Annotated in this window: 13 protein-coding genes; 9 read left to right on the top strand and 4 right to left on the bottom strand. The window is 44.3% G+C overall.

What is annotated here, in order from left to right:
- The first annotated feature begins 17 nt into the window (after positions 1–17).
- On the top strand, positions 18–722 hold the full coding sequence (locus AC27G9_RS13480; RefSeq protein WP_487074952.1) for a hypothetical protein: 705 nt from the start codon (positions 18–20) through the stop codon (positions 720–722).
- Positions 723–846: 124 nt separating this feature from the next.
- Complete coding sequence (locus tag AC27G9_RS13475; protein WP_487074951.1) at positions 847–2,253, top strand: SNIPE associated domain-containing protein; 1,407 nt, start codon at positions 847–849, stop codon at positions 2,251–2,253.
- Positions 2,254–2,290: 37 nt separating this feature from the next.
- On the opposite strand, the gene AC27G9_RS13470 is transcribed toward AC27G9_RS13475, so the two are convergent.
- From AC27G9_RS13470 to AC27G9_RS13455, 4 genes are all read right to left on the bottom strand, one after another.
- Positions 2,291–2,797 carry a hypothetical protein gene (locus tag AC27G9_RS13470; protein ID WP_487074950.1) on the bottom strand — a complete coding sequence of 169 codons (507 nt, stop codon included), beginning with the start codon at positions 2,795–2,797 and terminating at the stop codon, positions 2,291–2,293.
- Between the two features lie 207 nt (positions 2,798–3,004).
- Positions 3,005–4,645, bottom strand: coding sequence for a chaperonin GroEL (gene groL, locus AC27G9_RS13465; protein ID WP_487074949.1), 1,641 nt, complete (start codon positions 4,643–4,645; stop codon positions 3,005–3,007).
- 35 nt (positions 4,646–4,680) lie between these two features.
- Positions 4,681–4,971, bottom strand: a complete 291-nt coding sequence (locus tag AC27G9_RS13460) for a co-chaperone GroES (RefSeq protein ID WP_487074948.1) — start codon at positions 4,969–4,971, stop codon at positions 4,681–4,683.
- Positions 4,972–5,186: 215 nt separating this feature from the next.
- The gene (locus tag AC27G9_RS13455; protein ID WP_487074947.1) at positions 5,187–5,672 is read right to left on the bottom strand and encodes an FxsA family protein; all 486 of its coding nucleotides are present in this window, start codon (positions 5,670–5,672) and stop codon (positions 5,187–5,189) included.
- Between the two features lie 295 nt (positions 5,673–5,967).
- Between AC27G9_RS13455 and cutA the strand changes: the two genes are divergently transcribed.
- The 7 genes from cutA to AC27G9_RS13420 all read left to right on the top strand — a co-directional run bounded on the left by cutA (position 5,968) and on the right by AC27G9_RS13420 (position 12,703).
- Entirely contained in the window at positions 5,968–6,291 is a 324-nt protein-coding gene (cutA, locus tag AC27G9_RS13450; protein WP_487074946.1) for a divalent-cation tolerance protein CutA, read from the top strand.
- A gap of 32 nt (positions 6,292–6,323) precedes the next feature.
- On the top strand, positions 6,324–8,162 hold the full coding sequence (locus AC27G9_RS13445) for a protein-disulfide reductase DsbD (RefSeq protein WP_487075243.1): 1,839 nt from the start codon (positions 6,324–6,326) through the stop codon (positions 8,160–8,162).
- 10 nt (positions 8,163–8,172) lie between these two features.
- Positions 8,173–8,985, top strand: a complete 813-nt coding sequence (locus tag AC27G9_RS13440) for a M23 family metallopeptidase (RefSeq protein ID WP_487074945.1) — start codon at positions 8,173–8,175, stop codon at positions 8,983–8,985.
- A 199-nt stretch (positions 8,986–9,184) separates the two neighbouring features.
- Complete coding sequence (aroQ, locus tag AC27G9_RS13435) at positions 9,185–9,625, top strand: type II 3-dehydroquinate dehydratase (RefSeq protein WP_487074944.1); 441 nt, start codon at positions 9,185–9,187, stop codon at positions 9,623–9,625.
- Between the two features lie 13 nt (positions 9,626–9,638).
- Complete coding sequence (gene accB, locus AC27G9_RS13430) at positions 9,639–10,100, top strand: acetyl-CoA carboxylase biotin carboxyl carrier protein (RefSeq protein ID WP_487074943.1); 462 nt, start codon at positions 9,639–9,641, stop codon at positions 10,098–10,100.
- Positions 10,101–10,111: 11 nt separating this feature from the next.
- Positions 10,112–11,455 (top strand): acetyl-CoA carboxylase biotin carboxylase subunit, encoded by a 1,344-nt coding sequence (gene accC, locus AC27G9_RS13425; RefSeq protein WP_487074942.1) that lies wholly within the window; start codon positions 10,112–10,114, stop codon positions 11,453–11,455.
- A 324-nt stretch (positions 11,456–11,779) separates the two neighbouring features.
- Positions 11,780–12,703, top strand: a complete 924-nt coding sequence (locus AC27G9_RS13420) for a hypothetical protein (protein WP_487074941.1) — start codon at positions 11,780–11,782, stop codon at positions 12,701–12,703.
- Positions 12,704–12,753: the final 50 nt, after the last annotated feature.

The following is a 12,753-nucleotide window of genomic DNA, read 5'->3' as shown; positions in this document are numbered from 1 at the left end:
GGAATGTCTATATCATCATGCCCATTTTGAAATACGCGGGTTTTCTCATGTTGGCGGCCTCGCTATCTGTTTCCGCAAAGGGAGCTGGAGAGTATTGGTACACTATTTCTGAACGCTGTGAACCATTGGGCCCAACCGATGAGGAAGCACGAGATGCCATCACGCCCGCCGTTGTATTGTTCGAAATCGTGCCAGCAGGCATAAGCGACTACTATATTAAAGTAAACAATGACGCACTTGAGAGCTACACGGAAGAGGGCAAAGCCTACTTAGACGACTTGGCCACGCTCCAGGCATATACGATTGGGAAAAGTCCATCTTCGGCCCAAGAGTCAATTCACGGTTTTATGCTCCAGCGAGAAGCTATCGAATTGACCACGTTAGTGCAGCTGCTTTCTAGCTTTTCTCAAATGCCATCGGATATTGGTTATTACTACAAGCAGTTACTCAAACTCGATAGTAAAGACGCTAAATTCAAAGCAGTAACCCGCGCTGAAGTTATCGATACAGGCGCACCAAACCGCCTGCTACTCAACACCTATCAAACTGACTATTTCTTGTTAACCGAAGCAGGAAAACCCGAAGACGCTCCCTTCATTACGGTTGATCACAAACAGGCATTGTCTGCGCCACTGCATGATAGCAAGAGCCCGTGGTTCAAAAGTTTAGAGAAAGGACTGTGTGGGGAAAAGCCGGTATTTGAAGCGCCTGCGTTGAATTAGATCGAGTAATTAACAAAAAGTTTATTGAGAAAACTCAAAGTCAGTAACTTTATGTCTTGATTTTGTAAAGGATCATTGCGTGATGTAAAGTGCAAAAAGGGACAAAAAAATACGGATATCAGTTGTGGATTTATTTGAAATTCTGCCAAAGGATCATGGGCACTTAGCATACTATATTGTTACTTTCGTCACATTTTCAGTTGCTAGCTATGCATATTTAAAAATTCGTGATTTAAAATCCGAATTGTTAAACGTCAAATCGCTCCTCCAAGACTCTCGGCAAAGAACAACAGCTCTGCTAGATAAATACAAGCCAATAAGCTCTTTAGAAGCGCGAGTAAAAGAACTTAATGCGGAGTCAGACGCAATCAATTCAAACATCCAGACTCTGCGCTCCTCATATGCAACTAAGCGAAATCTTTTTGATGAACTTGAAAGAGAGTTGGCTGTATTTGATGAAAAAATTGAGCTATCCACATTAGGGTTTTATGAACCTCACTTCGACTTTGGAACATCAGAAAGATTCAAAGCTGAGATTTCGGCTGTTCGAGAGCAGCAGAAAGATATGTTAAAAGCCAGACAAGCGGCAGTTTGTCATACTGAGTGGACAGTTAATAACAGTGCTAGACAAGGTCAAACTATGACAAACAGAGCACTCAAACTAACGCTCAGAGCTTTTAATAACGAATGTGACGCAGCAGTATCAAACGTGAGATGGAATAATATCCGCAGAATGGAAGAGCGCTTATCTAAAGCGAGGGACGCCATAGACAAGCTCAATAAGTCTAACAATATCCAAATCACAGAGCCCTATTTCCAACTCAAGTTACAAGAACTTAGGCTCACATATGAATATGCTGAGAAGCTCAGACAGGAGAAGGAAGACCGAGCAGAAGCTAAGCGCCAATTAAGAGAAGAACAACAGTTAATAAAGGAACAAGAAGCAGCGGAAAAAGAACAGCATAAATGCGAAGAACTTTTCGCTAAAGCCAATGAAAGAGTCAATAAAGCAACTGGTGACGAGCTAGAGCGCCTAAAGTCTGAACTAAAAGAACTGGAAGCTCAACTTAACGAAGCCAGAACAAAATCAGAACGTGCTCTATCAATGGCTCAGAAAACCAAATCTGGTTACGTCTATATAATTAGCAACATTGGCTCATTTGGTAACGGTGTATATAAAATTGGTATGACAAGAAGGCTTGAACCACTTGATCGCGTTCGAGAACTAGGTGATGCAAGTGTCCCATTCAAATTTGACGTTCACGCACTGATTTATTCAGAGGATGCGCCTGCTCTAGAAGCTGAACTACACCGCCACTTTAAAGCACATAGATTAAATCTCGTTAATAATCGTAAAGAGTTTTTTAGAATAGACTCTAGTGCCATTGAGAAAACACTCGAAAAGTTGACACCAGAGGTGGAATTCTTAGTTGAAGCCGAAGCACAAGACTACAATCAAAGTTTGCTATTAAATTTACATCGAGAAAGTCACCAATTAAATCTTTCTCCAAAACTTCCAAGAGAAATCTAACTTCATTGGTCGTCATTTTCTAAAACTTTAAAAAGCTCTAGTTGAAGCCCAACTCCTCTTTAGAAATTTCATTAAATGGAGCAACATTCTCGATGGTTAGTGTTGTTTCTAAGGACAAACCTGAGGGGATTGAAACAAGATACATTTTAATATCTCCATCTTTGGGCCAGCTTATTTTTAACGAGTTATTGGATGTTTCGTGATCTCCAAAGTGAGTTTTTAATGCACTATAGATTTCCGAAAAGCTATTGCCGTCAAAGGTAACTCCAATAGCATGCACCTGACCTAAAGAATTCAAAGCAAACGAAATATTGGTGTTATCGCGTTTTACTTTTAAAACTGGCTTTGAATGAGGAACTATATAACGTCGAATACCGAAAGATTCTTGCAAAGAACCATTTGGATAGACTTCGCGAATTTCATCAATAGTCGCCCCCCATTTTACACCAAAGGCCCCTTCGACAAACGCATCTGAAACCCTACCAGCGAACGCAGATGTTGAAAGCAATATCAACCAAACAACTAACAATCCTTTTCGTAACATAAAACCTCCTTTTACTGTATTTACCAATCTAGCTTTTATTCAAGTGACTTGACAACGTGATTAGATACAAAAAAGGCGTTGAGCCTAAACCCAACGCCTTTCTCAAAGCTTCTTTTGCCAATCTTGGGTGTCTACTTTTGTGCCTACCTTTTGGTATACACGAGTTGTAAACCCTTTATATGAAAGGCTAAAAAGGCTAGCAGATGATTACATCATGCCGCCCATACCACCCATGCCGCCCATATCAGGCATTGCAGGTGCAGCTTCTTCTTTAGGTAGCTCAGCAACCATTGCTTCTGTTGTGATCATTAGAGATGCAACAGAAGAAGCGAACTGAAGTGCGCTACGCGTTACTTTAGTTGGGTCAAGGATACCCATTTCTAGCATGTCGCCGTAAGTGTCGTTACCCGCGTTGTAACCGAAGTTACCTTCGCCGCCTTTGATGGCGTTAACAACAACAGAGGCTTCAGCACCAGCGTTTGAAGAGATTTGACGTAGCGGCGCTTCCATTGCACGTAGTGCTAGGTTGATACCGTGAGTTTGGTCTTCGTTTTCGCCTTTAAGATCAGCTACTTTTGCTGCTGCTCGAACAAGTGCAACACCACCACCGGCAACTACACCTTCTTCAACCGCTGCGCGAGTCGCGTGAAGCGCGTCTTCTACACGGTCTTTCTTCTCTTTCATTTCAACTTCAGTTGCAGCACCAACTTTGATAACCGCTACACCGCCTGACAATTTAGCCAAACGTTCTTGAAGTTTTTCTTTGTCGTAATCAGAAGATGAGTCTTCGATTTGACCGCGAATTTGTGCACAACGACCTTCGATTGCCGCTTCTTCGCCAGCACCGTCAACTACTGTTGTGTTGTCTTTGTTGATGACAACGCGCTTAGCAGTACCCAAGTCTTCTAGTTGCACTTTTTCAAGCTCAAGACCAATCTCTTCAGAGATAACTGTACCGCCTGTTAGGATAGCGATGTCTTGTAGCATTGCTTTACGACGGTCACCGAAACCAGGTGCTTTAACCGCTGCAACTTTCACGATGCCACGCATGTTGTTTACAACTAGTGTTGCAAGTGCTTCGCCTTCAACATCTTCAGCGATGATAAGTAGAGGCTTAGACGCTTTTGCTACACCTTCAAGAGTAGGTAGCAATTCGCGGATGTTAGATACTTTTTTGTCAACCAATAGGATGAATGGGCTATCTAGTTCAACAGTGCCATTTTCTTGGTTGTTGATGAAGTAAGGAGATAGGTAACCACGGTCAAACTGCATACCTTCAACAACGTCTAGTTCGTTTTGAAGTGCTTGACCTTCTTCTACAGTGATTACACCTTCTTTACCCACTTTATCCATAGCGTCAGCAATGATTTGGCCAACTTCTGCGTCAGAGTTTGCAGAGATAGTACCAACCTGAGCAATAGACTTGCTGTCAGCACATTCCGTTGAAAGACCTTTAAGTTCTTCAACCGCTGCTGCAACAGCTTTGTCGATGCCGCGCTTAAGATCCATTGGGTTCATGCCAGCAGCAACTGACTTAAGACCTTCAGTTACGATAGCTTGCGCAAGTACTGTAGCAGTAGTGGTACCGTCACCCGCTTCGTCGTTCGCTTTAGACGCCACTTCTTTAACCATCTGTGCGCCCATGTTTTCGAACTTGTCTTCTAGCTCGATTTCTTTCGCAACAGATACACCATCTTTAGTGATTGTCGGTGCGCCGAATGACTTGTCTAGAACAACATTACGGCCTTTAGGACCCAAGGTTACTTTTACTGCGTTTGCTAGGATGTTTACGCCGTTAAGCATTTTTGCACGAGCGTCATCACCAAAACGTACTTCTTTAGCTGCCATTTTTAATTCCTCTAATATTTGATGATACGGTTGTATTACTCAACGATTGCCAAGATGTCGCTTTCACTAAGGATAAGCACTTCTTCGCCATCAAGCTTTTCTGTTTTTACGCCGTAACCGTCGTTGAAAATAACGGTGTCGCCAACTTTAACGTCTAGGGCTTTTACTTCACCGTTATCTAGAACGCGACCATTACCTACTGCGATGACTTCACCACGAGTAGATTTTTCTGCTGCAGAACCAGTCAAAACGATGCCGCCAGCAGATTTGCTTTCTTGCTCTGCGCGTTTGATGATTACGCGGTCGTGTAAAGGACGAATTGCCATTTTCAAATCTCCTGAAAATTCCAATAATGTGTTATTGATAATATTGATACGTCATGGGCGTTAATCGCGCTCCACATCGTATTTTTATGTAATGCCGCAAATGCGACTAAAATAGTTTCTGCGAGGTTAAATGGGGGATTACCCACACGATCTCAAGGTTTTTTTACAAAAAATTCGAAAAAATTTGAAATGTGTAGGTAAAACAACTCGGTCGATTACCGATCGAGTCGATTTGTAGGGTTATTTGGCGTGTTGTCGGTAAACTCACCTTCAATAATGTCGTCATGAACACTGGAAGAATGCCCTTGCCACTGGGTTTGTTGACCAAACGAGCCAGGCGTCACCACTTTCATCAATAGTTTGCTCGACAAACGGCTTGCCAACCAACGTCGACTGGGCGGCAAGACCAAGAAAAAGCCAATGGCGTCTGTCACAAAGCCAGGGGTAACCAACAGCACGCCTGCCACCAGTAACAATAAGCCTTCCGTTAGCTCTCTGGCTGGCATTTCTTGACGCTGCATTTTAGCTTGTGCCGTTTGCAGTGTTTGCAAGCCTTCTCGCTTCACCAAAAACGCCCCTAGTGCCGCTGTGATAATCACAATAGCGATGGTATTCCAACCACCAATTAGCCCGCCAACTTGTACCAACAATGTGATTTCAACAATGGGCATAATGGCGAACAATAAAAACAAAATTCTCAAAATAACCTCTTTGGCTTAGCTCCAACCTATATTTGGATAGCGTTCGCGCCAAATTGTTCCCAAAACAACTGGCCCAACGCCGTTACATAGACAATGTGGGGGAGAAATGCCAATTCTCAATGTTATGAAATCGACAATACGATGAACTGAATCCTATACGCGACGGTATAATTTGCCGTGGTAGACTTTTCCTTGAAAGAATCTAACTATCAATCAGGTCATATCCGGCGCACTCTTTTTGCGTGCTTGTAACTGAGTATGCACACCTGTGTGTTCGGCAAGAGGGAGCTTAACAATGAAGATTTGTATTGTTTATTGTACTGTACCGGACAACGCCAGCGCGACAGCTATAGCCAAGGCTTTGGTAAATAAAAATGTGGCGGCTTGCGTAAAAATTATCGCCGACGTGACATCAGTCTATCGGTGGGAAAATGATGTAGTAACGGATCGGGAATTCCAACTCATCATTAAAACGACAGAACAACGTATAGATGATGCGTTTGCATTGGTCAGCATGCTGCACCCCTATGACGTACCAGAATGGGTAGTCGTTCGCGATGCAATAGCAAGTGATGACTATGCCAAATGGGTCATTGAGCAAACCGACTCAGAGAAGTAAATAGGATAGTAACGTTAATGAAAACTCGACACCTGCTGCTATTTTTAATGGCGTTTATTTTTGCACTGCCTGGCATCAGTGCTGCGCAAATAAGTGGCGATAATGGATTGTCAGACTTGTTCAGCGATGAACCTGAATTTTTAACTGTTGAACAAGCCTTTGTTTTCGACTTTGCCCAGCAGGGTGATACGTTAACCATAAAGTTTGATATTGCTGAGGGTTACTACCTCTATAAAAAGCAATTTAAAGTCGTTACCAAAAATGCCGAAGTCGGCGAGCCAGTTTTCCCCGAAGCGGTACAAATTGAAGATGAATTCTTTGGCATTTCAGACGTTTTTTACGATAGCCTTGCAGTAGACTACCCCATTATTTCTTCGGTGAAAGATGGCGTAGTCAAAGTTCGCTATCAAGGCTGTGCCGAGGCTGGGTTGTGTTACCCACCCACCACACAGGTTGTCTACCTAAACGAAGTCAGTGCGTCCAATGCAGCGCCAAGCGACGCTGATGTCACAGAAGAAGCCAAAGCGGAAACAGCAACCTCCGAACCTGTTCGTTCTAGCCAATTTGAACTCCTTGATAGCTTGTCGTCTGATGAAAGCTTGATAGTGACCTTATTCGCATTTCTGGCTTTGGGAATTGGATTAGCTTTCACCCCTTGTGTGTTCCCTATGTACCCAATCTTGTCCAGCATCGTTATTGGGCAAGGCAAAGAAATTAAAACGTCTAAGGCGTTTTGGATGTCATTTGTATACGTCCAAGGTATGGCCATCACGTATTCCATTTTAGGCTTAGTCGTGGCTTCTGCAGGCGTACAGTTCCAAGCCATGTTGCAACACCCGATCGTACTTGGCGTGATGATCACCTTGTTTATTGCGCTGTCTGCCGCAATGTTCGGCGCTTATGAAATACAACTGCCATCATCATGGCAGGTTAAGTTAAACAATCTAAGTAACAACCAAAAAAGTGGTAACACCATTGGTGTGTTCATCATGGGTGTAATTTCTGGGCTTGTCGCATCGCCTTGTACCACCGCGCCATTGACGGCTATTTTACTGTTCATCGCCCAGTCGGGTGACATGGTGCTTGGTTTCGTTTCACTTTACGTACTTAGTTTAGGTATGGGTATTCCACTCATCTTATTCGGAATGACGGGCGGGAAATTACTCCCTAAAGCAGGAGCATGGATGAATATTGTTAAAGTGACGTTTGGTTTCATGATGTTGTCGGTCGCCATAATGTTTGTCGAGCGTATGTGGATCAGCGATTTGTCTAATCTATTGTGGGCAGGTCTAGGTTTAGCGGCATTCAGCTACTTCTACACGGTTAACCAGCCTACCAACCCAACGTTATTCAAAGGGGTTCGTTCACTGGTTATTTTTGTTGGCTTGTTCGCCAGTGCAATGATTGGCTACAACAGTCTCCCGTTCGGTGGGCAACAAGCACATACGGTTAGTTCTTCAGAGTCAGCACAGACAAATGCCAGCCACGGTGCAGCTGTCAGTCACCCAGAGTTCATGGTGGTGAAAGATTTAGAAGACTTTAAACAAAAATTGGCAGCAGCCAACGCCGAAGGTAAATCAGTGATGGTCGATTTATATGCCGATTGGTGTGTTGCTTGTAAAGAGTTCGAGAAGTATACCTTCCCGAATGCTGATGTGGTGACGGCGTTAGACGACACGGTATGGATGCAGATAGACCTGACAGATAACACGCCACAAAGCGCTGAGTTCCAAGAAGCGTTCTTTATTCTTGGTCTGCCTACTATCATGTTTTTTGATGAGCAAGGTAACGAGCTGAGCCAAGGGCGCGTAACCGGCTTTATGAAAGCCGAGCCTTTCGCCAATCACGTTAACCGCTTGTTCAATCAATAAGTAAAACGCCATGCACGAGACCAATGATTCTAGAACCTCATTCATTGGTCTTGCTGTGGTACTGTTTCTGTTCGCACTGTTTTACAGTGCGCCCAGTCGCGCCTACGACGCCTGCTTCGAGCAGTGGTTTTGTGTCACCCTCGAACCTAAAAACAACGAGTACAACGTCGTTCTACAGCGTATTTCACCTTATCCTGTCGTCGTAACACTCGACAATATCCCCAATACCAAACGGGGTGACAAAAGAACATTTCAGCTTAGCGATAACCTGCCTATCGTCGTAACAACAACGTCATCGTCTCGTCGTTTCTGGCGCGCTATGACAGCGCGCTGGACTGCGGGCGTGCTCAATGCCAAACATGACACACAAGCAAAATACTATTACCCCGGCGAATCAAGGCAGCGGTTTCGTATTGTTCAAGGGTTCAATGGCGGATTTTCTCATCGCGGGCCGGACAAATATGCCGTAGACATAGCCATGCCCGTAGGCACGCCGATTTATGCTGCACGAGGTGGCGAAGTAATTGCCACCGAAGCCAGACACAACAAAGGTGGCGCCAGCAGCCGATACGGTAAGTATGCCAATTACATCATCATTCTTCATGACGATAACACCACAGGTGAATACTTCCATTTAATGCAAAACGGTGTGGCAGTAGAGAAAGGGCAGCGAGTAAAAACGGGTGAAATGATCGGATATTCGGGAAATACAGGCTTTTCTTCCCTTCCTCACCTTCACTTTGGTGTGTATTACGCCAAAGCAAAGGGTAAGTACCAATCTGTCCCGTTTTCTTTTGCTCAATATCGTCGAAAATACGACTAAACACCTATAACTTGTATAGGAAATTGCGTCGAATTCACCTGATAAGACCAGTATTTTGCTGCCAAATAGAAACAAATCTCTATAATCGACAAACTAAGTGAAAAACGATAACGTTTTTGTTGTTTTTTCGTGCAAACGAAACTTTTTTTTGTTGAAATAGTCCGATAAACATCAATTAGCGAAAGATAGCAGCATTTTCATGGAAATTTTATTGATAAACGGGCCTAACTTAAACATGTTAGGCAAACGCGAACCCGAAAAATACGGGTACCAGAGTCTCACAGATATTGTTAACGGCCTCGAGAAAAAGGCCGAGGACGCTGGCGTCTCGCTCCGTCATTTCCAGTCAAATGCTGAACATGAATTAATTGACCGCATTCACGACGCAATGGGTAAGGTTGATGCCATCATCATCAACCCTGGTGCATTTACACACACCAGCATTGCACTGCGTGATGCGCTACTCAGTATTTCAGTGCCTTTTTTCGAAGTGCATCTATCAAACGTTCACGCTAGAGAAGCGTTTCGTCATCACTCTTATTTTTCAGATATTGCTGCCGGTGTCATCGTTGGTTGTGGCGCCTTGGGCTACGAATTGGCAATGACGGCTGCAATTGACAAGTACAAACCGCAAAATTAAACAGAGACAGAACATGGATATTAGAAAAATTAAGAAACTCATCGAATTGGTGGAAGAATCTGGCATTGCCGAGCTAGAGATCACCGAAGGTGAAGAGTCTGTTCGCATCCACCGTGGTGGTTCTGCTGCCGTTGCTCCTGTAAATTACAGCATCCCAGCACCTGCAGCTATGCCTGTTGCTGCTGCACCAGCACCTGCTGCAGAGGCCGCTCCAGCAGCAGCTGAAGCCGCTGTACCAGCTGGCCACGTTGTTAAGTCACCTATGGTAGGTACTTTCTATCGTGCATCTTCACCTACGGCTAAAGCATTCGCTGAAGTCGGCCAAAAAGTAAACGTCGGCGATACCTTGTGTATTGTTGAAGCAATGAAGATGATGAACCAGATCGAATCTGACAAAGCGGGCGTAGTAAAAGAAATTCTGGTAGATAACCAAGACGCTGTCGAATTCGACCAGCCTCTATTCATTATTGAATAAGCGATCTGACTATGTTGGATAAAGTACTTATTGCAAACCGCGGAGAAATCGCACTGCGCATACTCAGAGCTTGTAAAGAGCTGGGTATCAAAACTGTTGCGGTACACTCGACAGCGGATAAAAATTTAAAGCACGTGTTACTGGCAGACGAATCGATCTGTATCGGTAATGCACCGGCAACTGAGAGTTACTTGAACATCCCCCGCATTATTGCAGCGGCGGAGGTCACTAACTCGATTGCCATCCACCCTGGCTATGGCTTCTTATCTGAAAACGCTGAGTTTGCTGACGCCGTTGAGAAAAGTGGCTTTATCTTTATCGGCCCAACTGCCGACACCATCAATATCATGGGTGATAAAGTGGCGGCGATCAACGCAATGAAATCAGCGGGTGTACCTTGTGTACCAGGATCAGATGGTCCATTGACTGACGATCAAGAGCGTAACAAGAGCATTGCAAAGCGTATTGGCTATCCGATTATCGTAAAAGCTGCCGGCGGCGGTGGTGGTCGTGGTATGCGTGTTGTACGTGGTGAAGATGAGCTTATTACGGCGATCGAAACTACCAAGGCAGAAGCAGGCGCAGCATTCAACAACGATGTCGTTTACATGGAAAAATTCCTTGAGAACCCACGTCACGTTGAGATTCAAGTGCTTGCAGATGGACAAGGCAACGCCATTCACCTAGGTGAACGTGATTGTTCAATGCAACGTCGTCACCAAAAAGTGGTAGAAGAAGCACCAGCACCAGGTATCTCTGAGCAAATGCGTAATAAAATCGGTGATCGTTGCCGTAAAGCTTGTGTGGAGATTGGTTATCGCGGTGCAGGTACGTTTGAGTTCTTATACGAAAATGGTGAATTCTACTTCATCGAAATGAATACACGTATTCAGGTAGAGCACCCGGTATCAGAAATGATCACAGGTGTCGATTTGATCAAAGAACAATTGCGAATCGCGGCTGGTCAGCCGTTGGCAATTGAACAAGACCAAATCAAGATTCACGGCCATGCTATTGAGTGCCGAATCAACGCTGAAGACCCTGATACGTTTATTCCTAGCCCAGGTAAAGTCGACATGTTCCATGCACCTGGCGGTTTAGGCGTGCGTTGGGAGTCTCATATTTATACGGGTTACTCAGTACCGCCTTACTATGATTCAATGATCGGCAAGTTAATTACATTTGGCGAAAGCCGTGATGAAGCTATCGCGAGAATGCGCCATGCACTTGATGAATTGGTGATTGATGGCATCAAAACCAATGTCCCGCTTCAGCAGCGCATTATGGCAGATGAGAATTTCTTCGCGGGTGGAACAAATATCCACTACCTAGAGAAAAAGCTCGGCCTAGCCTAATTGACCTAGCGTAAAGACGTTTCTAAGACCTAAAAGCCCAGCACTAAGCTGGGCTTTTTTATGCAAAACAATAAGTTACTGTTCCCATATCTTTCGTTCTATTTTTGTAATTAAAACAATCAAATTTATCTATTTTAATTAATTAAAAAGCAGCGCTATATTTAACACGTGGTCAGCGAACAGTGTTAGCTAGCCACAACGTTTTTATGTGTTTCTCCTTTGTTTTGTGAAGTGTTCACAACCCTCTTGGAGTCCTCCTCCAAATCCCGTTTGCCAGCGACATGTCGCTGGCTTTTTTTTGCTCAAACCACTAAACTTGACCAAATGGTCAGAAAAACAAGTAACAACACAGTATTCATTTGGCTTATCGCGTTATTCTTTATTTCGCTCGCCAATAGCGGGGCAGCCACACAAATGTGGGAGGCCAAGGTTCACGTACGCCATGATAAAAGAGAAGTGCGCGACGACCGCCAGCAGTACCGATTGCAACTAAAAACGCAGTTTGAGATCAATGAAAACTGGTGGCTACATGGCTACGCCGCTACTGGCGATCGATTTAACAATAGCTACAATACGGTTGATGAAAACCAAACCTTCGCAATAAGACGAATATTTGGTCGCTATAAAAAAGGCGATACTCGTGTCGAATTTGGCGTAATCCCCACCTATAAGGCCGATGTATCGTCTACCGGCCTATCAAAATACGGCTGGATAAAAGGTGCAAGATATACACAACACTTCGCCTCTAAGCATACATTCGAATGGGTAGCAGGGGAGTTAACATTGGAAAGCGCCAATCACGCCTTATCGCTTCCACACGCATTAAACTACGGCGAGTTTGAAGTATCGTCTGATTGGAATGACTGGCTTAGCACGGAACTCAGCTTAGAGCACATGACTGGCGATCCATTTGTACGCGGCGAGGTCCGCATCAAACGCGATGGCAAAACTAACCTCATCGAATACATTAATAAGATTGGATCCGATGAATTCAAAGTTGTCGTTGGGCAAAAAGGCGAAGTTCACCTGTTCAACTATCCAATCAGCTACTTTTTTCATTACAGTTATGTCGACCCTGAACTGGGCCCCAGAGCCGAACTAACCGAAGATTTTTTGGGAACGGGAAACGCGTTATCACTCGAAAACAAAGGTAAAATTCTGCAAAGCAAAGCCCAGTGGTTTACAAGAGTGGATTGGGTTGACGGGAACTACCGCTGGCTCGTTGGGCTTTCTGCGTCTTTCAAATAAAAAAAGCCCACCTTAAAAAAGGTGGGCAAACAGCAAGAACGCGTACACAC

The sequence above is a fragment of the Alteromonas sp. 5NS40-0096 genome, from assembly GCF_057544385.1.
Note: the sequence above shows the minus strand (reverse complement) of the source record. Positions and strands in the feature narration are given on the sequence as shown.